16 protein-coding genes are annotated in these 21,336 nt (G+C 68.8%); 10 read left to right on the forward strand and 6 right to left on the reverse strand.

All coding sequences use genetic code 11. The features are described 5' to 3' along the window. Positions 1-126: 126 nt before the first annotated feature. The 6 genes from LR269_RS15085 to LR269_RS15110 are packed head-to-tail and all read left to right on the forward strand — an operon-like array spanning position 127 to position 9,429. Positions 127-3,714, forward strand: a complete 3,588-nt coding sequence (locus tag LR269_RS15085; RefSeq protein WP_231431573.1) for a CDP-glycerol glycerophosphotransferase family protein — start codon at positions 127-129, stop codon at positions 3,712-3,714. A 10-nt stretch (positions 3,715-3,724) separates the two neighbouring features. After that, positions 3,725-5,125 (forward strand): O-antigen ligase, encoded by a 1,401-nt coding sequence (locus tag LR269_RS15090; protein ID WP_231431574.1) that lies wholly within the window; start codon positions 3,725-3,727, stop codon positions 5,123-5,125. Next, positions 5,122-6,378, forward strand: coding sequence for an O-antigen ligase (locus LR269_RS15095; RefSeq protein WP_231431575.1), 1,257 nt, complete (start codon positions 5,122-5,124; stop codon positions 6,376-6,378). The genes LR269_RS15090 and LR269_RS15095 overlap by 4 nt, the downstream gene beginning before the upstream one ends. 57 nt (positions 6,379-6,435) lie before the next feature. Then, positions 6,436-7,305: an ABC transporter permease gene (locus LR269_RS15100; protein WP_231431576.1), complete on the forward strand. Its 870-nt coding sequence runs from the start codon at positions 6,436-6,438 to the stop codon at positions 7,303-7,305. Then, on the forward strand, positions 7,289-8,038 hold the full coding sequence (locus tag LR269_RS15105; protein WP_231431577.1) for an ABC transporter ATP-binding protein: 750 nt from the start codon (positions 7,289-7,291) through the stop codon (positions 8,036-8,038). The genes LR269_RS15100 and LR269_RS15105 overlap by 17 nt, the downstream gene beginning before the upstream one ends. Further along, positions 8,035-9,429 carry a bifunctional cytidylyltransferase/SDR family oxidoreductase gene (locus LR269_RS15110; RefSeq protein WP_231431578.1) on the forward strand — a complete coding sequence of 465 codons (1,395 nt, stop codon included), beginning with the start codon at positions 8,035-8,037 and terminating at the stop codon, positions 9,427-9,429. Before LR269_RS15105 ends, LR269_RS15110 begins: the two co-directional genes overlap by 4 nt. A gap of 60 nt (positions 9,430-9,489) precedes the next feature. Here LR269_RS15110 and LR269_RS15115 read toward each other — a convergent pair whose 3' ends face one another. Then, positions 9,490-9,699: a hypothetical protein gene (locus tag LR269_RS15115; protein ID WP_231431579.1), complete on the reverse strand. Its 210-nt coding sequence runs from the start codon at positions 9,697-9,699 to the stop codon at positions 9,490-9,492. Beyond that, positions 9,696-11,285 carry a methyltransferase domain-containing protein gene (locus LR269_RS19030; protein ID WP_231431580.1) on the reverse strand — a complete coding sequence of 530 codons (1,590 nt, stop codon included), beginning with the start codon at positions 11,283-11,285 and terminating at the stop codon, positions 9,696-9,698. Before LR269_RS19030 ends, LR269_RS15115 begins: the two co-directional genes overlap by 4 nt. A 185-nt stretch (positions 11,286-11,470) precedes the next feature. Here LR269_RS19030 and LR269_RS15125 point away from each other — a divergent pair, with 185 nt between their 5' ends. Both LR269_RS15125 and LR269_RS19035 read left to right on the forward strand, forming a co-directional pair. After that, a complete protein-coding gene (locus LR269_RS15125) occupies positions 11,471-12,700 on the forward strand; it encodes a lipopolysaccharide biosynthesis protein (protein WP_231431581.1) in 1,230 nt (409 codons plus the stop codon). A gap of 49 nt (positions 12,701-12,749) precedes the next feature. Next, complete coding sequence (locus LR269_RS19035) at positions 12,750-14,672, forward strand: glycosyltransferase (RefSeq protein ID WP_231431582.1); 1,923 nt, start codon at positions 12,750-12,752, stop codon at positions 14,670-14,672. Positions 14,673-14,731: 59 nt separating this feature from the next. On the opposite strand, the gene glf is transcribed toward LR269_RS19035, so the two are convergent. Together glf and LR269_RS15140 are read right to left on the reverse strand one after the other, a co-directional pair. Then, positions 14,732-15,883 (reverse strand): UDP-galactopyranose mutase, encoded by a 1,152-nt coding sequence (gene glf, locus LR269_RS15135; RefSeq protein WP_231431583.1) that lies wholly within the window; start codon positions 15,881-15,883, stop codon positions 14,732-14,734. Further along, positions 15,880-17,181, reverse strand: coding sequence for a nucleotide sugar dehydrogenase (locus tag LR269_RS15140; RefSeq protein ID WP_231431584.1), 1,302 nt, complete (start codon positions 17,179-17,181; stop codon positions 15,880-15,882). Before LR269_RS15140 ends, glf begins: the two co-directional genes overlap by 4 nt. Positions 17,182-17,287: 106 nt before the next feature. Here LR269_RS15140 and LR269_RS15145 point away from each other — a divergent pair, with 106 nt between their 5' ends. Beyond that, complete coding sequence (locus LR269_RS15145; RefSeq protein WP_231431585.1) at positions 17,288-18,649, forward strand: glycosyltransferase; 1,362 nt, start codon at positions 17,288-17,290, stop codon at positions 18,647-18,649. Next, entirely contained in the window at positions 18,646-19,074 is a 429-nt protein-coding gene (locus LR269_RS15150) for a hypothetical protein (protein WP_231431586.1), read from the forward strand. Before LR269_RS15145 ends, LR269_RS15150 begins: the two co-directional genes overlap by 4 nt. Here the strand turns inward: LR269_RS15150 and LR269_RS15155 are convergent. Next, on the reverse strand, positions 19,071-19,940 hold the full coding sequence (locus LR269_RS15155) for an NAD(P)-dependent oxidoreductase (RefSeq protein ID WP_231431587.1): 870 nt from the start codon (positions 19,938-19,940) through the stop codon (positions 19,071-19,073). The genes LR269_RS15150 and LR269_RS15155 overlap by 4 nt on opposite strands. Beyond that, a complete protein-coding gene (locus LR269_RS15160; RefSeq protein WP_231431588.1) occupies positions 19,937-21,319 on the reverse strand; it encodes a polysaccharide biosynthesis protein in 1,383 nt (460 codons plus the stop codon). The genes LR269_RS15155 and LR269_RS15160 overlap by 4 nt, the downstream gene beginning before the upstream one ends. Positions 21,320-21,336 lie beyond the last annotated feature (17 nt).

The following is a 21,336-nucleotide window of genomic DNA, read 5'->3' on the forward strand; positions in this document are numbered from 1 at the left end:
CAAGCGGCGGGGGCCGCAGGACATTCTACGATTGATCGAGCGCGCGTCCCATTTCGGGCGAGCCCGGGCGTCGTACACCGCTCGACACCCACCACCGACACACAGCCGTCGTAGGAGTACACCCACTTGCGCCACGCGATCATCGACCTCCTCGCCCACGACTCACTCCTGCCGCTGCGCGACCGCGTGCGCGACGGCCTGGGCTGGGCACGGGGAGTCCGTCTTCGCGCTTCCCGCGGTGTTCGGTCGGAGGCCGGGCTCCTCAGCGTGGTCGTTCCCGCCTACGGCGTCGAGGCCTACATCGAGGAGTGCCTCTCGTCTCTCAGACGACAGAACTACCGGAACGTGGAGATCATCGTCGTCGATGACGGCTCGCCCGATCGGAGCGGTGAGATCGCACGACGCCTCGCCAAGCGCGACCCGCGGATCGTCGTGATCCGCCAGGAGAACGGCGGCCTGAGCTCGGCACGCAACACGGGCGCCGCCAATGCACGCGGCGAGTACCTGACCTTCATCGACAGCGACGACGTCGTCGACCGGCACGTCTTCACGCAGGCGATCGAGTCGCTGCGAGCGACCGGGTCTGACTTCGCGGTCTCCCCGTACCGGCGCAAGTATCGCAACGGGTTCCCGCCCGCTGCTCCGTGGATCCATGCCGCTCACGCGCGGGATCGGTTCGCGTGCACCCTCGAGGAGTTCCCCGAGATCCAGGTCAATGCCGTCGCCTGGAGCAAGGTCTACCGTCGGGCGTTCTGGGATGCCTCCGAACTGGCGTTCCCGGTCGGCGTGCTCTACGAGGATCAGGCCGTGTCGGCCCGGGCCTATGCGATGGCCCGGTCGTTCGACGTGCTGTCGACCGTGTCGATCAACTGGCGAATGCGCGAAGACCAGACTTCGATCTCCCAGCAGGTCACGAGCGTCCGCAACATCACCGATCATTGGGGCGCCGTCCGTGCCTCGCTGGATGTCCTCGCCGAATACGGCCACGCCGAGGCGAGGCGTGCCCGCCTCGCCCAGATCATCTCGAACAACCTCACCGAGTTCTTCATGCTCATCCGCGAGATGTCCGACGAGGCCTGGGCTGTGTTCGCAGCGTCCGTGCAGTACCTCGTCGACCAGATCGACCTCGATTCCGTTTGGGACGAGATCGATGCTCGGAGCAAGCTGCTGACGCACATCGTGGCCGCCGGTGACCGGAAGGCCGCCCTTCGATTCCTCGAGCGCGATGGATGGCGACGCGAGTTCTACCACGCCGAGCTCCGGGGCGACGCCCTCTACGCGCACCCAGATGCCGCGGACGGCATCATTGCAGGACCGGAGTCGGCATTCAAGCTGTCGCCCCGCGAATCCGCCCTCGTCGCAGAGGTCGCCCACGCGCGGCGCCTCGAGGACGGCATCGAACTCGGAATCATCGCATACATCGACGGCCACGACCCGCACGCAGCCGAGTTGCTGGCCGCCGTCGAGCTCGTACCGGATCGCGGCGAGATCGGTCTCCCGGTCGCGAGCGAGTGGCTCCACGCCCCTGCCGAACTCGCGAGCCGATCGACACCGTATGTCGATCGCTCGAGCCAGATGCTGCGGGTGTTCGTGCCGTTCGATCGGCTCGCGGATCATCCTGAGGACTACCGGCTCCGCCTGACCCTCCGGTCGGACGCGCTCGTGCGCACGGGCCTCGCGACCCGTCCGAGCCCGCACCCGAGCTTCGCCAGCACGACGCTCGCGACGGGACTCCGGCTCGACCTCGTCACCGGGCACGGCGACGACGCCGTGCTCCGAACCGGGCGCGCGTCGGCGTCGGTCATCTCGTGGGCGACGGACGGTTCGCGGGCGACGATCGGCCTGGCAGGCGGGACCTTCCAGCGCGTTGCGCTCGTGAGCCCGATGGATCGGTTCGGGCGTCGACGGCGGGAAGCCCGCGTCGAACGTCGCGACGGAGTGCAGCGGGCGACGCTCCGGATCGGCCGACCGATGCCGGCAACGGGTCACGGGCCCGGCGACTGGTACGTGACGGCCCAGGATGAGCACGGCGCCTGGCACTGGGTCGAGGTCGACGACACGGCCGGGGTCGAAGGTCATGGGCTGACCGGGTTGCGGACGCAGACGAGGACGGCATCGGGAGTCGCCGTACCGGCGGCCACGGCCACGGTGCACCGCCGCGAGACGAACTGCTTCTCCGGGGTGTCCCTCGCCGATGACGTGCTGGTGCTCTCGACCGAGGATCGCCCGGACGGCGATTTCGCCGCGGTCTCCGGCAGCCGGCGCGTGCCCGTCGCGCGCACTCCCGGCGAGAATGCGCTCACCCTTCCACTCACGATCGACGAGTTCGGCCGCGCCGCGATGCCCCTGCCCCGGGGCGTGTACCGCATCACGTCCGCCGGACGGGACACAGCCATCGACGAGGGGTTGCGCCTTCGCCTTCCCATCGCACTGCTGACCGGCACCCAGCAGATCACCGTCCGGGCGGACGACTGGAACACGCTCGTCGTGGACATCGACGTGGCCCGCCCGGTTCAGGACCGCGGCCCGGGCAACATCGAACGGCTCCGACTCGAAGCGTTGAAGGCCGCCGGCGAGTCGGAGCGTCCGATGGTGCTGTTCCGCTGCCTCTACAGCGAGTCGGCGAACGACACGGCTCTTGCCCTGCACGAGCGGCTGCGAGAGCGCGGCGCCGACCTCGAACTCGTCTGGGCCGCACGCGACCACTCGACGGCCGTGCCCGAAGGCGGCCGACGGGTGATCGAGAATTCGCGCGAGTACTTCGAAGCCTTCGTGCGGGCCGACTACGTCGTCGTCAACGTGCACCAGCCCGACTGGTTCGAGAAGCGCGAGGGCCAAGTGGTCATCGAGACCTTCCACGGCTACCCCTTCAAGGCGAACGGGGCCGCCTGGTGGCGAAGGCTGGGCTTCCCGCCCGAGCGCATCGAGTCCTTCCACCGGCGCGCGGCCGAATGGGACTACCTCGTCTCCCCCGCCCCGTACGCGACGCCGTACCTGCTCGAATTCTTCCGCGACCGCGATCCCGCCGAGACGGAGATCCTCGAGATCGGGTATCCCCGGAACGATGCGCTGCTCGACGCGAGCGCCGCCGAGCGGCGCTCGCGTGCCCGTCGAGCACTGGGACTGGCCGACGGCGACTTCGCCGTCCTCTACGCACCGACCTTCCGCGACTATCTCTCCGCAGACGACATGTCCGCCACGGCCTCGGAGTTCCTGGACACCGACGCCCTCACGCGAAAGCTCGGGTCCGGGTACCGGGTTCTCACGCGCGGGCACCCGTTCAACGCGCGCGGTGCTGCGGAGTCCGCCGGCTCTGCGATCGACGTGACGAACCACCCCGACATCAACGACCTGATCCTCGCCTCGGACGCGGGGATCCTCGACTACTCCTCGCTGCGATTCGACTACGCGTTGACTGACAAGCCGATGATCTTCTTCACCCCTGACGAGGGGCGGTACTTCGCCGAGCGACCCGGATTCTTCGACTACGCGCCGACGGCGCCAGGGCCGAGGGCGACGACGACCGATGCGGTCGTCGACCTGCTGCGCGACCCGGATCGGCTCGGCGCTGAATGGGCTGCGGCGCGTGCGCAGTTCCGATCGAGCTTCACGCCGCTCGACGACGGCAACGCCGCCGACCGGCTGATCGACCGGGTGTTCGTTCCGCGCGGGGATGCACCTCCGCTCGCCGATCCGCCGAGTGCCGCGCGGTAGCCTTGTCCGCATGGAGTCCCCACGGCGCAACGCGCTCATCGGCGCGTATGCGACGTTCGCGCTCTTCACGCTGCTCGCGGGCCAGTTCTGGCGCAATCTGCTCGGGTGGTGGGGCTTCGGCATCGTCGCCGCGCTCGTCGTCGTCGGCGCCATCTGGCTCGTCGTCACCACGAAGCCGACGTGGAAGTGGCGGCGCGTACCGAAATCGACCCTGGTCTTCCTCGTCGTCGCGACGCTCTCGATCGCGTGGTCGTTCTACCCCGGCGCCTCGGCGCTGGGCATCGCACTCACGCTCGTCACGACGTTCGTCGGCGTCGCGATCGCCCTGTGCCTCAGCTGGCCGCGCCTCGTCCACGCGCTGTCCGCCGCGCTCAAGTGGGTGCTCGCGCTGTCGCTGCTCTTCGAGTTCTGGGTCGCGGCGTTCGTGCGCGAGCCGCTGCTGCCGAACTTCCCCGACTTCGATGCGAGTGCCGAGAAGCTGCCGATGGCGTTCTACTGGTCGCGTGCGCTGCTCTTCGACGGCGGCCCGATTGAAGGCGTGGTCGCGAGCCGCAACCTGCTGGCGATGGCTTCCCTGCTCGCGATCATCGTGTTCGGGACGATGCTCGCCTCCGGCGCCATGCGCCGCGCGAGCGGCATCTTCTGGCTCGTCGTCGCGGGCACGGCATTCGCGCTGACCCGGTCGGCGACCGTGATCCTCGTCGCGGCCGTCGTGGCGGTCGCCCTCGCGTTCGCGCTCTGGGCGCGACGCGTCGGGCCCGATCGTCGACGCGGCGTCTACTGGGCGGCCGGCGGCGCACTGGTGGCCTCCGTCTCGCTGCTCGTGGTGTTCTGGGGGCGCCTGCTCGATGTGTTCGGCAAAGGCGACGACCTCACCGGCCGGCTCGACATCTGGAGTTCGGTGATCGGCATGATCACCGAACGGCCGTGGTTCGGGTGGGGCTGGGTCGGCTACTGGAACCCGTTCGTCGAGCCGTTCGACGACCTCGCCGTGCGCAAGGGCGTCGTGTACCTGCAGGCGCACAACGCCTGGCTCGACGTCTGGATGCAGATCGGCGTCGTCGGGCTGCTCGCGTTCGCCGCCGTCGTCATCGGCGCGCTCTGGCGGTCGTGGTTCCTCGCCGTCGACCGACCGATGGACGCCTCGGGGCGGGCGGTCCCGTATTCTGCCGCTGCCCTGCTGCCGTTGCTCCTGATCGTCGCACTCATCGGGCAGAGCCTCGCGGAGAGCCGATTGCTCGTCGAGAGCGGATGGGCGCTGCTCATCGCGATCGCCTGGGCGACGAAGCAGCGGCAGTGGAAGCCGGAGCCCCTCGTGGCCGGGACCGACCGGCGAAGGCTGCCGGGTGGAATGGGTTTCGAGACGTCGCTCCGCTCCCCCTCGAACCACTCGTCGAAGGACGACGCTTGAGCTGGGGCGCGGTTCGCGAGTTCGTGGGATCGGCACGGTTCGCCCAGGCACTCGCGCTGATCGCGATCGGGCTCGCGTTCTCCACGCACGCGGTACGCTCGCTCATCGGCTGGCCCGGGCTCCTCGCAGCACTCGGCGGGTTGCTGATGCTCTGCGCGGCCTCGCTCGTGACGCGATGGCGGGCGATCGAGTGGTACGGCATCCTGCCGCTCACGATCCTCGTGTTCGTCGGCTGGAGCGCAGCCTCGGTGCTCTGGAGCAACACTCCGCTCGCCTCCGCCGTGCGGGTCGCCTACCTCGTCGCGTACGCGGTACTCGGTATCTACATCGCGCTCATGCGCGACACGATCCAGATCGTTCGTGCGTTCGGCGACACCTTCCGGCTGCTGCTCGGCGTCTCGCTCGCGCTCGAGGTGTTCTCCGGCATCCTCGTCGATCAGCCCATCCAGTTCCTGGGCGTCGAGGGGAACATCGCCGCGCTGGGCCCGATCCAGGGAATCTTCGGGTCGCGCAACCTGCTCGGGTTCGTGGCGCTCATCGCGCTCATCACCTTCATCGTCGAGTGGCGCACGCATATCGTGACGCGCACCCGCACGATCTTCTCGATCGCGCTCGCGGCGCTGTGCGTCGTGTTCGCGGGCTCGCCGACCACCTGGATCGCGCTCGGTGCGGCCCTCGTCGCCCTCGCCGCACTCTACGGTCTCCGCCGCGTGCCCGAACAGAACCGGTGGCGCTGGCAGCTCGGACTGCTCGTACTCGTCGCCGCGGCGCTCGTCACCGGCTGGATCCTGCGAATCCGGATCATCGAGCTGCTCGACGCACGCGCCGAGTTCGACGTGCGGCTCGACCTCTGGCGCGAGCTCTCGCGCTACCTGAGCCTGAACCCGCTGCAGGGCTGGGGCTGGGTCGGCAAGTGGCCCGATGCTCCGCCGTACACCTGGCTCGAAGCCGGTGTCGGCCGGGCGCACGAATCCGCGCTCAACGCCTACTTCGACGCCTACTTCCAGGTCGGCGTCATCGGCGCGCTCGCATTCGCCGCACTCATCGGCGTCGCGCTCGTGCGCTCGTGGCTGCTGGCCTCGAACCGTCGCAGCGTCGTCTACCTGTGGCCGGCGCTCGTGCTCGTCGCGATCGCGGTGACGAGCGCCGCCGAGAGCTTCGCGCTCTACGAGGGCGGCTGGATGCTCGTCGTGATCTGCGCGGTCAAGGCCGCCCGCGACATGAGCTGGCGCGACGCGCTCAAGCGAAGCTGAGCGGCTCCTGCGAACGCTCGGCATTCTCGCGGGCGCGAGGCGAATAGAATCGTCGAGATGTCCAAGACCGAACCCGTCGACCTCTCGGCGTTCTCCGTACCCGGATCCGGACGTGGGATCCTCGACGTGTTCAGCTACGGATACCTGCTGCGGCTGCTGGTGCGCAAGGGCATCCTGACGCGGTACCACGGCTCCGTCCTGGGCTGGGCCTGGTCGTACGTCAAGCCGACGGCGCAGTTCTTCATCTACTACGTCGTGATGGGAGTCTTCCTCAACCTCTCGCGAGGTATCGAGGCGTTCCCGATCTACCTGTTCTCGGGGATCGTGGTCGTCAACCTGTTCAACGAGGCCTTCGGCAATGCGACGAAGTCGATCGTCAACAACAAGGCGCTCGTCAAGAAGATCTACCTTCCACGCGAACTCTTCCCCATCGCGGACGTCTTCATCGCCTTCGTGCATTTCCTTCCGCAGCTCAGCATCCTCATCGTGGTGTGCCTGGTCTTCGGCTGGGTGCCGACCTTCGTGCAGCTCGCAGGGGCGTTGCTCGCCATCTTCATCGTGCTCCTCATCGCGACCGGGCTCGGCTTGTTCTTCGGCTCCATCAACGTCTCGTACCGTGATTCGCAGAACCTCGTCGACCTCATCCTCATGTTCGCGACCTGGACCTCCCCGGTGCTCTACTCGTTCACGATGGTGCGAGACAAGCTGCCGACCTGGTTGTTCGACCTGTACATGCTCAATCCGCTCACCTCGGCGGTGGAACTCTTCCACTCGGCGTTCTGGTTCCCCACGACGAGTGAGACCGCCGAACGACCCGAGCATCTCTGGTTCTTCGCCGGGATCTCGGTCGTCGTCGCTCTCGTCATGCTGCTCATCGGCCAGTTCGTATTCCGAAAGCTGGAGGGTCGCTTTGCCCAAGACCTCTGAACTCGAACCGCCTCGGATCATCGTCGAGGGCGTTCGGAAGACCTATACCCTCCGCCACACGCAGTCATTCAAGGAGACCTTCGTCGCCTGGCTCAAGCGCAAGCGGACCTCGACGTCGTTCCAGGCGCTCAACGGAATCGACATCACGGTCGGCGATTCCGAGGCGATCGCGTTGCTCGGCTACAACGGCTCCGGAAAGTCGACCCTGCTCAAGCTCGTCTCCGGCGTCTTGCGCCCCGACGCCGGTCGAGTCCTGACCCGCGGACGCGTCGCGGGTCTCATCGAGGTCGGCGCGGGCTTCCACCCCGACCTCTCCGGGCGCGAGAACGTCTACCTGAACGCCGCAATCCTGGGTATGTCGAAAGACGAGATCGATGCTCGCTTCGACGAGATCGTGGAGTTCAGCGAGATCGGTGAGTTCATCGACACTGAGGTGAAGCACTACTCCTCGGGCATGTTCGTGCGACTCGCATTCTCGGTCGCCATTCACACCGAGCTCGACATCCTCCTCGTCGACGAAGTGCTCGCCGTCGGCGATGCCCCGTTCCGTGAGAAGTGCAAGACGAAGATCCGTGAGATCGTCGCGGCCGGCAAGACGCTCTTCATCGTGAGCCATGACCTCGGGATGGTGTCCGACCTCTGCAGCAGGGGCATCGTGCTCCGGCGAGGCGAAGTGGTCTTCGACGGGGCGATCGGCGACGCGATCACGACGCTGAAGGCTTCCACCCGATGACCCCGTCCTCCTCGACCATCGCGATCATCCTCGCCGGCGGCATCGGCGTTCGCGTCGGTCTCGGCATGCCGAAGCAGCTCATCCGCATTGCGGGCAAAGCGATCGTCGAGCACACCCTCGAAGCGCTCGAAGCCAGCCCGCTCATCGACGAGGTGCTCGTCATGATGAACGCGGGCTCCCTCCACGAGCTCGACCACCTCAAGACCGACCCGCGGTTCACGAAACTCACCGCAGTGCTGCCCGGCGGCGAGACGCGCAACGACACCACCAAGCTCGCGCTCGCGGCGCTGCCGGACGACGGCGACGCGAAGGTCCTGTTCCACGACGCGGTGCGCCCGTTCGTCGACGAGCGCATCATCGAAGACTGCGTCACGGCGCTCGACGAGTACGACGCCGTCGACACCGCCATCCCCTCGGCCGACACGATCATCGAGGTCGACGAGGGGTCGATCATCACGGGCATCCCGGCGCGTTCGCGCCTGCGCCGCGGTCAGACCCCGCAGGCGTTCCGGCTCTCGACGATCCGGAGGGCGTACGAGCTCGCCGCGGGCGACCCCGACTTCGCCGCGACCGACGACTGCGGTGTGATCTTCAAGTACCTGCCCGACGTGCCGATCAAGGTCGTCGCAGGCACCGCCGAGAACATGAAGATCACCGAGCCGCTCGACATCCACATCGCCGACAAGATCTTCCAGCTGCAGACCACCTCGCTCACGTCGCACACGGCCGACGGCACCGACTCGCTCGATCTCTCCGGCAAGTCGGTCGTCGTCTTCGGCGGCAGCTACGGGATCGGTGCGAGCATCGCCGAGCAGGCGAAGGCCGCCGGAGCGCGCGTGCACTCGTTCAGCCGGTCGGCCACCGGCACCGATGTCACCTCGCGCAAGCAGGTGCGTCGTGCGCTGATGGCCGCAGCCGCCGACGGCCCGATCGACTATGTCGTGATCACGGCGGGTGTGCTCTCGATCGCGAACCTCACCGACACCTCGAAGAAGCGGCTTCGCAACACGCTCGAGACGAACCTGCTCGCCCCGGCGAAGATCGCCCAGGAGGCGTATCCGTACCTCGAGGCGTCGAGGGGCCAACTGCTGCTCTTCACGTCGAGCTCCTACACACGCGGCCGAGCCGGCTACAGCATGTACTCCGCGACGAAGGCGGGTGTCGTGAACCTCACGCAGGCACTCGCCGACGAATGGGCCGAGTCGGGGGTGCGCGTGAACTGCCTCAACCCGCAGCGCACCCGCACGCCGATGCGCACGAAGGCGTTCGGCGAGGAGCCGACCCACACGCTGCTCGACCCAGAGCACGTGGCGGCGGTGTCGCTGCGCCTGCTCGACTCGGACCTCACGGGCCAGGTCGTCGACGTGCAGGTCGCCTCGGCCAAGCGCTGAGGTCGCGGAGTCGCGATACGCGTCGCCGCTGCGCGTCGGCGCTGCTCGATACGAGAAGCGTCAGCCCTTGGGTTGCCGCTCGCCATGCTCGCGCAGGCGCTCGAAGACAAGGTCGTAGAGCTCGGCGATGCGGCGCGAATCGACCCGCAGTTCGTCGATCTCGGCGCGCAGCGCGTCGATCTCGCCCTGCAACCGAGCGACCTCGGCCGACTCGGGAACGGCCGGGCCTCGGCGCTTCAGCTTGCGCAGTGCCGCCTCGAACCGGTTCACCGTGCCTCCTCCCGGGCCGCTGACGCGGCCACCTTCGTACTGTAGAGCCTGACCGTGGCGACCGTGCGCGGTCCGGCGGCCGTCTTGCGCATCTGCCGGCTCTCGACGGCGCAATCGAGCCCGAAGGCGGATGCCTCGTCGCGGAGCCATTTCAGCGGCAGGTGCCACGTGTCGGGGCGATCGTGATCGTAGACGAACGATGCGTTCACCGAGAACGAGGCGAGTACGACCGAGCCCGCATCGATGAGGGCTCGAAGCATCAGGAACGTGTTCGCTCGAGCATCGCGAGTGAGCGTGTGCAGCACGTTCGAGAGCAGGAAATGCCGAGTGCCGCCGACGGCGAGCTCGTCGGCGATGAAGTCGAGCACCGCGCGCCGGTCGGCGAGGTTGAGGCGCTGCACGCTGAGCCCGGTGCGCGACGACGCCGCTGCGAGTGCCGCACGCGCGTAGTCGACGGCGACGACCCGGCGGCCTGCGGCAGCGAGCGACGCGGCGAGTTCGCCGTCGCCGCAGCCGAGGTCGATGATCCGGTCGCCGGGACTCGTCGCCGCGAGCAGCCGCTCGACGTCGCCGTGCCAGTGGCGCGAACGCCCGAGCCTGATGTGACGCTCCCAGAAGTCTCGATTGAGGTCGTAGACGCCGAACCAGTTCTCGAAACGCCGCCGTGTCGACGACGGGGTGCGGAAGCGGAACGACGGGTCGGGCGTGCGCCATCCGGTGCCGTAGCAGAGTGCGAGCCAGGCGTCGCCGTCGGCGACTGACGGCACGGCCACGCCCTCGAGCGTCACCTCGCCGAGCGGCAGCAGCGACGCCGGCGCGAAGGTTCCACGCACGGCGATCGGCTGGTTGTAGACGCCCTGATCGTGGAAGCCGAGGAAGAGGTCGACGTGCACCGTCGATCCGAGCGGGTTGACCTGCCCTGCGGCGCCGCCGGACTCCTCGCCCGCGAACATCACCTGCAGGTGCGCGTCGCTGTGCCGGACGACCTCATGGCCCCGGTCGCGAATGCGGCGCTCGAGCGCGTACGACGCGATCGAGACGTCAGGCGGAGCCACCTCACCGAGGTAGACGAGCAGGTCGATGTCGTCGTCGTGCGCGAGGATGCGGCCTTCGCGGATCGCTCCGAGCAGCGTGCCACCGGTGATCGCCGCGGTATAGCCCAGTTCGTCGAGGTCGTCGAGCACGGTCTGCATCGACTCCATGAGCCGGCGATGCAATGCATCTGAGGGGGCGTCGGTGAGCTTGCCCCACTTGTCGATGATCTGCCCGGCGGCGACGAGCTCGGCGAGGCCCACCGCCCCGGGCTTCGCCGGCCACGAAAAACGGCCCTCGGCGAGCGCGAGACCGTTGCGCTGATCACGCAGCACGACGGTACCCGCTCCGTCGAGGTGGCTGTGCAGCACCGTGGGCCAGCGCACGTGCGCGGCCCGGCCGCCCGCCTCGGGCACCAGCGTGGTCCACAGCTTCCGGCCGTTGATCTCGACGTCGACCGTGCGGCCGATCGCGGGTGAGTCGAACCGCACGACGAGGCCCCGACGCCCGACTCTGAGCGATGCGCGCCGGGCACCGCGTCGGAAGAGAGTCACGAACACGCTTCCTTCGGGTCGGCGGACAATTGGCCAGGGGATGTCCCGAGTCTATGCGAACGCGTGCGATCCACCCATCCGCGGTCCGTTCCTCACGTCCCCGTTTCTGGGGGAGAATAGCCGGGAACGCGCACGACACCCCGGGCGCCGACTGCCCGAACCCGATCGCGAAGGAGGTCGCGCGCGTGAAAACGAAGACCGCGCTGCGGTACGCCGGCGGATACGGCCTTTCGGTGGCGATCAGCGGCGTCGTGAGTCTCGCGGTCATCCCGGCCATCATCGTCGCAGCGGGCGCCGATTCGTGGGCGACGATCGCGGTCGCGCAGGCCGTCGCGGGTTTCGCGTCCGTCTTCGCGGTGTACGGATGGGGCGTCGTCGGACCGACCGAGATCGCGAGCCGCCCCGACGCCGACCGCGGCGCGTACTACTTCGACTCCCTGCTCAGCCGGGTGTGGCTCTGCCTCGTGATCGTGCCGATCGCGATCGTCATCGCCGTCTCGATCGTCGACGGCGACGCACTGCTGGCGGCGCTCACGGTCGCGAGCGGCGTGCTCGTCGCGCTCGGCGCCGGATGGTTCTACGTCGGCGAGGCGAGCCCGATGCGCTTCCTGCTCATCGACACCATGCCGCGCATCGCGGGTACCGTCATCGGCGCGCTCGTGCTCGTCGCGACCGGCGACGTCATCGCATTCGCCGCGCTGCAGCTCGCGGGCGTCGTCGTGTCCGCGCTCATCGCGAACTGGAACATCCTCGCGAGGTACCGGGGGTGGCGCTTCGGACTCTCCCCGGTGCGCGCCGTGCGCAACCTGGCCGGCCAGGCGAGCCCCGTTGCGATGAGTGCGACGGCGTCGATCTACGTCAACGTGCCGATCGTGCTCATCGACCTCTTCCTGCCTCAGGCGACCGCCGTCTACGCACTCGCCGAGCGCATCGTCCGGCTCGCGCTCTACTCCACGCGCCCCGTGGTGCAGATCGCCCAGGGCTGGGTGCCGAACCCCCTTCCCGACGTGCAGTCGGCGCGCGCCCGGCGGGTCACCGCCATCGCGCTCGGCCTCGGCGCGGTCGGCGGCCTCGCCTATGCGCTCGCCGGTCCCTGGATCGGCGACCTGCTCTCCGGGGGCACGCTGACGATCCCGTTCGATCTCGCCGTCCCGATGGCCGTGAACCTCGCCGCGATCCTCGCCTCGCAGATCACGGGCTTCGCCTGCCTCACGGCGTTCGGCCTCACGAAGGCCCTCGCGACGAGCACGATCGTCGGTGCGATCGTCGGCACCCTCCTCATGTACCCGCTGTTGCTCTGGATCGGCGCGCCGGGCGTGGCGTGGGGCCTCGCCGTCGCCGAACTCTGCGTGCTCGGCGTCCAGCTCGTGACCCTGTCCCCCAGACTTCGCCGGGCCGAACCGGTAGGCTCGTAGTCGCGCGCCGCGGCGCGATACCACCCCCACACACACGGAGCACCGCAGCGTGAGCGCAACCTGGAACGAGATCCAACGCGTCGTCTTCCCACAGGACGCCGACCCCGATGTCATCTCGCTGTACGTCGACGCCGACGTCTGGGCGAAGGTCGGCGACCGCGAAGTCCGGGTGAGCGACCGCGCGCACCTCGACGACGTGCTCGGGCGCGATCGCTTCCGCATCTCCTCCGGTGAACGCGTCTCGTTCGCGAGCTACTTCAACGCCTTCCCCGCCTCGTACTGGCAGCAGTGGACGAACGTCGAGCGAATCCGCCTCTCGGTCGAGACGAGCGGCGAGGGCACCCTGCTCGTCTATCGCTCGACCGCACAGGGGGTCCCGCAGCGCGTCGCCTCCGAGCCGTTCGCAGGCACGGTGCGCCACGAGATCGAGCTGCCGGTGACGACCTTCGGCGACGGTGGCTGGTACTGGTTCGACATCGTGGCGGGCGACGCCGACGTGGTCGTCGCAGACGGCCGCTGGCAGACGGATGCCTCCGAGCTGCGCTCGGGCGGCGCCTCCATCGGCACCACGACCTTCAACAAGCCCGACTACTGCGTCAGCACACTCGAGGCCCTCGCCGGCGACGAGACGGCGCGCGACGTGATCGACCGCATCTACATCGTCGACCAGGGCAACCAGCGCGTCGTCGACGAACCCGGCTTCGACCAGGTCGCCGAACGTCTCGGTGACACGCTGACCATGATCGAGCAACCGAACCTCGGCGGCTCCGGCGGGTTCGCGCGGTCGATGGCCGAGACCCTCGAGGCTGACACGAGCGACTTCCTCATCCTGCTCGACGACGACGTCACGGTCGAGCCCGAGAGCATCGCACGCGCTGTGCGGTTCGCCCGGCACACGACCCGCCCCGTGGTCGTGGGCGGGCACATGTTCGACCTGCTGAACCGCCCGGTGCTGCACGCCTTCGCCGAGACGGTCGACCTCAAGCCGTTCGTCTGGCACGCCCAGCCGCACGACGAGGTCCCGCACGACTTCCGGTTCTCGAACCTTCGGCAGACGCGGTGGATGCACGCCCGCATGGACGCCGACTACAACGGCTGGTGGTTCTGCCTCATCCCGACCGAGGTCATCCGGTCGGTCGGGCTCTCGCTTCCGGCCTTCATCAAGTGGGACGACGCCGAGTACTGCCTGCGCGCCCGCGACGCCGGCTATCCGACGGTGACCCTGCCCGGAATGGCACTGTGGCACGTGTCATGGCTCGACAAGGACGACTCGATCGACTGGCAGGCCTACTTCCACGCCCGCAACCGAATCGTCGCGGGCCTGCTGCATTCCCCCTACCCCAACGGCGGGCTGCTCGCCCGCGACAGCGAGCGGTGGGACCTCAAGCACCTGCTCTCGATGCAGTACTACCCCGTGACCCTGCGCCATCGCGCGCTCCGCGACATCCTGTCGGGGCCCGTGCACATGCAGCTCGGCATGGCGACCATCCTCGGCGAACTCCGCGCCGCGGCCGCCGACTTCCCGGAGAAGACCGTGCTCCGGCACGAGTCCGAGATCCCGATGACGGTGGAGGGCAAACGCGTCTACCCGGTGCCGAAGACCGCGGCAGGACCGAAGGGACCGCGCGGCGTCGCGCTCGTGCTGTTCACCGTCAGGATGACCGTGCGCCAGTGGTTCACCCGGCCCGCGCCGAAGAACGTCGCAGAACCCCAGGTCGAGCTCGCCAAGCGCGACGGCACCTGGTTCCGGCTCCCCCACTTCGACAGCGCACTCGTGTCGACCGCGGATGGTTCCGGCAAGGTCCGGTACACGCGCGACCCGAAGACCTTCCGGCGCCTGCTGCGCGAGAGCCGGCGCCTGCACCGCGAGCTGCGCAAGCGCTGGCCCGAGCTCGCACGCGAGTATCGCGCTGCGCTGCCCGAGATCACCTCGCCCGAGGCGTGGGCGCCGCACTTCACGACGAAGAAGTAGTCGCCGACCCGACGAGAACGGCCCGAGGCATCCGCCCCGGGCCGTTCTCGTCTGCGATGTCAGCGCGCGAAGCGCTCCACGAGCCGGTTCTGGAACATGCTCAGTGCCGAACCGATCGCCATGTGCATGTCGAGGTACTGATAGGTACCCAGGCGCCCGCCGAAGTACACGTCGGGCTCATGGTCCTGCAGCTCGCGATAGGCGAGCAGCGCCGCTCGGTCTTCGGGGGTGTTCACCGGGTAGTACGGCTCGTCGCCGTGCTCCGCGAAACGCGAGAACTCGCGCATGATGATCGTCTTGTCGGAGGGATACTCGCGCTCGGGATGGAAGTGGCGGAACTCGTGGATGCGGGTGAACGGCACCGAGGCATCCGCGTAGTTCATGACCGACGTGCCCTGGAAGTCGCCCACCGGCACGACCTCGCGCTCGAAGTCGAGGGTGCGCCAGCTCAGGTGCCCGGCCGACGAGTCGAAGTAGCGGTCGACGGGTCCGGTGTAGACGACGGGCACGTTGCCGACGACGGCCGCCTTGTTGAACGGCTGCGACGCGTCGAAGAAGTCGGTCGAGAGCCTGACGTCGATCTTCGGGTGGTCTGCCATCCGCTCGATCCATGCGGTGTAGCCGTCGACCGGCAGGCCCTCATGCGTGTCGTTGAAGTAGCGGTTGTCGTAGTTGTAGCGCACCGGGAGACGGCTGATGACCTCGGCCGGCAGCTCGGTCGGGTCGGTCTGCCACTGCTTCGCCGTGTAGTCGCGGATGAACGCCTCGTAGAGCGGGCGCCCGATGAGCGAGATCGCCTTCTCTTCGAGGTTCGCCGCCTGCTTGGTGTCGAACTCGTCGGCCTGCGAGGCGATGAGCGCCCGGGCCTCGTCGGGCGAGTAGGCGGCGCCGAAGAACTGGTTGATCGTGCCGAGGTTCACCGGCAGCGGGAACACGACGCCGTTGTGGTTCGTGTAGACCTTGTGCACGTAGTTCGTGAAGGTCGTGAAGCGGTTGACGTACTCCCACACCTTCTCGTTCGAGGTGTGGAACAGGTGCGCTCCGTAGCGGTGCACCTCGATGCCGGTCGCAGGGTCGACCTCGCTGTAGGCGTTGCCGCCGATGTGGTCGCGACGGTCGATGACCTGCACGGTGAGGCCGAGCTCGTTCGCCGCACGCTCGGCGATGGTGAGACCGAAGAACCCCGACCCGACGACGACGAGATCGGTCATCGAGCGCCCCCCGCACCGATCACGAGCCGCGGCGTGCCGACCCAGCGGTCGGCGGCTGTGACGTTGCGGCCGTCGACGACGAGCCGCACGCCGGGCAGGTCGCTCGCGGCGAGGGTCTTGTAGTCGGCGTGGTCGGCCTGCACGATCGCGAGATCGACGGGCGCGCCGAGGTGGTACGCCGTCCATCCGTAGCGGGCGAGTTCGTCGTCGGTGTACATCGGGTCGTGGACGAGCACCTTCGCCCCGCGGGCCTCGAGCGCCTCGACGGTCGCGAAGACGCCGGAGAAGGCCGTCTCCTTCACACCTCCGCGGTACGCGGCGCCGAGCACGACGGCGGTGAGGCCCGCGAGGTCGCCGAGCACGCCCGCGGCCTGGCCGACGAGCCGCTCGGGCATCGAGGCGTTGAGCAGGCGCGCGGTGCGCACGATCTCGGCGTCGCGGTCGGTCGAGAGGTAGAGGCGCGGATACACCGGGATGCAGTGCCCGCCGACGGCGATGCCGGGGCGGTGGATGTGGCTGAACGGCTGCGAGTTGCACGCCTCGATGACCGCGTAGACGTCGACGCCGATCTCGTCGGCGTAGAGCGCGAACTGGTTCGCGAGCCCGATGTTGACGTCGCGGTAGGTCGTCTCGGCGAGCTTCGCCATCTCGGATGCCTCGGGCGAGCCCATGTCCCACACGCCGTTGGCTCGGGCGAGGTCGGGGCGCTCGTCGAACTCGAGCACGGCCTCGTAGAACTCGACCGCACGGCGGGTGCCCTCGGGGCTCATCGCGCCGACGAGCTTCGGGTACTTGCGCAGGTCTTCGAACACCCGGCCCGTGAGCACGCGCTCGGGCGAGAACACGAGGTGGAAGTCGGTGCCCTCGGCCAAGCCCGAGATCTCCTCGATCATCGGCTTCCAGCGGCCGCGGGTGGTGCCGACCGGCAGCGTCGTCTCGTAGGAGACGAGCGTTCCGGGGGTGAGGTGCTCGGCGAGGGAGCGCGTCGCCGCGTCCATCCAGCCGAAGTCGGGCTCCCAGGTCGCGTCGTCGACGAACAGCGGCACCACGATGACGACCGCGTCGGCGCCCGGCACGGCGTCGGCGTAGTCGGTCGTCGCGCGCAGGCGCCCGGCGGGCACGAGCTCGGCGAGCTTCTCCTGGAGGTGGGCCTCGCCCGGGAAGGGCTCGGTGCCCGAGTTCACGAGGTCGACGACGGCCTGGTTGACATCGACGCCGATGACCTCGTGGCCCTGATCGGCGAACTGCACAGCAAGAGGGAGGCCGATCTTTCCGAGGGCCACGACGGCGATACGCATGGATAACATCTTAGGTCGACGAATCGGGCACGCCCGCACCGGGCGAGCCCCGGCGGACGACCGGGTAGACTGCATCAGGACATCGACGGTTGGGAGGCGCCGCAGCGTGAGTGCTCCGACGCCGACCCCCGCTTCCGCCGGCGAGCACCGCCCGCACCTCCTGTACGTCGCATGGGGGTTCCCCCCCTGCCGCGGCAGCGGTGTCTATCGTGCCTGGGCCACCGCGAACGCCTTCGCCGCGGCCGGCTGGGACGTCACGGTGCTGACGGCTCCGCGCGAGACCTTCACGATGTCGACGGGTATCGACGAATCGCTCGAGCGCACCGTCGACCCCTCCATCAGCATCGTTCGGGTGCCGTTCCACGCTGCAGCGTTCGAGAGCGACCTGCGCCGATGGCCTCGATCGCGTGCCGCGGCACCCGAGCTGTGGAACGTCCTCAACGCGCGTCGAGAACAGCGCACGTTCCCCGAGCGGACGTACGGCGGGTGGCGTCCCGCCCTCGAGTCGGCGGCCGTCGAGGTCCACGAGCGTCACCCGATCGACCTCGTCCTCGGCTCGGCGAACCCGCATGTCGACTTCATTCCCGGTCACGTCCTGCACGAGCGCTTCGGCGTGCCCTACGTGATGGACTACCGCGATGCCTGGCAGCTCGACGTCTTCAGCGGCGATCGCGTGTCGCCTGAGGGCAGCGCGGTGGCGCAATGGGAGCGCAGGCTCGTCGAGGACGCCCACGCCGTCTGGTTCGTCAACGAGCCGATCCTGCGCTGGCACGCCGACCTGTACCCGACCCGGGCCGACCGATTCCACGTCGTCGCGAACGGCTACGACGCGCCTCCCGAGACGACGACCCGGCGACCCTCCCAGCAGGGTCTGGTCTTCGGCTACATCGGTACGATGTCGGCGGCCGTCCCGGTCGATCGGCTCATCGACGGGTGGCGCCTGGCTCGGACGCGCTCGCCGCTGCTCGCTGCCTCGCGCATCGAGCTCTGGGGCCACCTGAACCATGCCGGCACCCCCAACGAGGCGATCGCCCGACAGATGGGCGCCTTCGCCGAGAACGGCATCAGCTATCACGGGGCAGTCGCCAAGAAGGAGATCGGAGCCGTCTACGCGCGCTTCGACGCGCTCCTGCTCGCCCTCGGCACCGGTCGCTACGTGACCAGCGGCAAAGTGTACGAGTACGCGGCCACCGGGCTGCCCATCGTCTCGGTGCACGACCCCGGGAACGCGGCGAGCGACGTGCTTCGCGATGCTCCCGCCTGGTTCCCAGTCGCCGACCTCGAGCCGGAGACCATCGCCGACGCGCTGGTCGCGGCCTCTCACGCGGCGCTCGACCAGACCCCGGAGGAGCGCCGGGCCGCGCGCGAGTGGGCGACGCAGTTCCAGCGCGACCGGCAGCTCGGCCCCCAGATCGCATCGCTTCGCACAATGGTCGAGGATCGCCGCGCTGCGGGGGTTCCCCGATGAACATCGTGCTCTTCGCCCCATCCGGCGCCACGGCGTCGGCGATTCGGCAGCTCGCGCCGGACCCCGAGCGCGACCGGATCACCGTGGTCTCCCGGGCAGCGCCCGATGCCGACGTGCACTCGATCGTGCTGCAGCCGGCGCTGATGTCCCTCACGCGCAGTGCCGAGCGTGCCCTGGGCGGCTCCGCGGCCGGCCGCAACCTGCTGCGACTGAGCCCGCTCGACCCCGGGCGGCGATTCTCAGGCGCGGCCCGTCATCACCGGGAGCTTCGCGCACGCGTCGCCGCCGCCGACCTGATCGTCGCACTCGAGCGCGACGGGATCCTCGCCGCCTGGAAGAGCGTGCGACGCTGGGCCGGTGCCGACGCGAAGGCCGTCTACGGCATCGCCCCCGCGCGGACGCTCCTGGCCGCCGCGCGCGACTAGTCCGAGAGCGTCGCCGATTCCCACGCGAGGGTCGGAATGCGGCTCGGCACGACTCCGAGCTCGTCGACCATGCGCGAGACGTCGGCCCAGTTGGTGCTCGGCCCGCCGTCCTTCACGATGACCCGGGAGTCCTCGACCTGCAGCCGGTCGAGCAGCACCCGCGTCGAGACCGCCGCCCCCGCGCCCACGTTGATGACGCGATGACCTGAGTGCTCGGCATCGGCGGCCGCTCGAAGCACCGAGACGACGTCGCCCTGATGGATGTAGTCACGGACGAAGTGATCGGGGGCCAGGACCGTTGCCGGTGCGGCCGGGGTGGCGTGCACGAGCTTGTACACCAGGGAGTCTGGGAACGAGGGTCCGGCGATGTTGAAGATCCGGAGGGTCGTCACGGCCGCTTCGGGGCGATCCGCGGCGAGCCTGCGGAACAGCTCCTCCCCCGCGATCTTCGACGTCGCGTACGGGCTGTCACCGGCGAGTGCGGAGTCCTCCCGACGCGCCTCGGTCGCGGTCGTCCCGTAGACGGCACCTGACGACGCGTGCACGACCCGTCCGATGCGGGCTTCGCGCGCGGCACCCACGACGGCGGAGTCGATGAGCCGGTTCTGCACGACCAGGTCGTCGCCGTGCAGGACGGACGCGAGGTGCACGATGATCTCGGGCTCGACTCGCCGTGCGAGGTCGGCCACCGCCCCGGCATCCCGAAGGTCGATGACGATCTCGTCGTCGTGGTGCACGTCGGGTCGAGTCCGGCCGAGCGAGACCACTCGGGAACCGCGTTCGCGCAGGTCACGGACGAGCAGCCGACCGAGACGGCCCCGCCCGCCCGTCACGAGGATCGTGTGCTCGGGGATGCGTCCGGTCACGACCCTGCCTGCGGCAGGCGCGGGTCGATGTTGAACCCCATCTGCACGAGCGCGGCTCGCGCGTCCTCGTCGGAGAGGTCGCCCGCGCGCCCACGATCGAGCGTCCGTCGGATCTCCGCCACCGGCACGTCCATCTCCTCCTCCACCTGGAGGATGAACACCTTGCTGTTGGCCGTGCTCGTGGCGAGTTCGGGGTTGTACGTGAGTTCCTCGTAGAGCTTCTCGCCCGGGCGGAGCTGGGTGACCTCGATGTCGATGTGCGGCGCCGTCGCCTTCACGAGACTCTCGGCCAGATCCATGACGCGCACCGGCTCGCCCATGTCGAGCACGCAGATGTCGCCGTTCGCGCCCAGCAGGGCCGACTGGATGATGAGATGGGCCGCTTCGTCGATCGTCATGAAGAAGCGCGTGACATCGGGATGGGTGACCGTGAGCGGTCCGCCCTGCTCGATCTGTCGTCGGAACGTCTCCATCACGCTGCCGTTGCTCTGGAGGACGTTCCCGAATCGCACGGCCGTCAGCTTCGTCGCGCCCGAGTCGCGCGCGAGGTCGCCGAGGAGGAGTTCACCCAGTCGTTTCGTGGCACCCATGACGTTGGCCGGTCGCACCGCCTTGTCGGTCGAGACATAGACGGCATGACTCGCCCCGGATGCGATCGCCTGGCGCAGGACGTTCTCCGCCCCGAGCGCGTTGTTCGCAATCGCCTCGGACGGGTTCTCCTCCATCAGCGGCACGTGCTTGTAAGCCGCGGCGTGGAAGACGAGCTCGGGACGCGCGGCGTCGAAGATCCGCTCGAGTCGACGGACGTTCTTCACGTCCGCGACGGCGACCTCCAGCCGCTCGTCGTCGAGTCGGTTCGCGAGGTGGAACAGGCCGGTCTCCCACCAGTCGACGGCGACGACCGTCGCGACGTCGAGGTTGAGCAGGTGTTCCACCAGCCGGGACCCGATCGAGCCGGCCGCCCCGGTCACGAGGACCCTGCGGCCCTCCACCATCCGTCGGGCGTCCAGCATGTCGTGCTTGACCGGCCGACGCCCGACCAGTTGGAGGACGTCGACGTCGGTCAGGTCGCTGACGCTGACGGTCTCACGGCTGATCGTGTCGTAGGTCCGAGGCAGCATCGACAACTGGAGGCCGGTCTGCTCCAGCCCCGTGAGGAACTCGCGCAGCCCGGCCGCATCGATCGTCGGGATGGCGAAGTACACCGAGTCGACGGCGTGGTCGCGGACGACACGATTGACATCCGAGAGGCGGCCGAGCACCTGCGGGTCCTGCTTCACGTCGTCGAGGAACCCGACGACCTCATCTCCGAGCGCCTTCGCATCGTCGGCGATCCCGATGCCGGCGGTGCCGTACCCGACGACCAATACCCGGCTCATTGCGCTCGTTCCAGCCA

The organism is Agromyces sp. S2-1-8 (assembly GCF_021129215.1).
GTDB lineage: Bacteria > Actinomycetota > Actinomycetes > Actinomycetales > Microbacteriaceae > Agromyces > Agromyces chromiiresistens.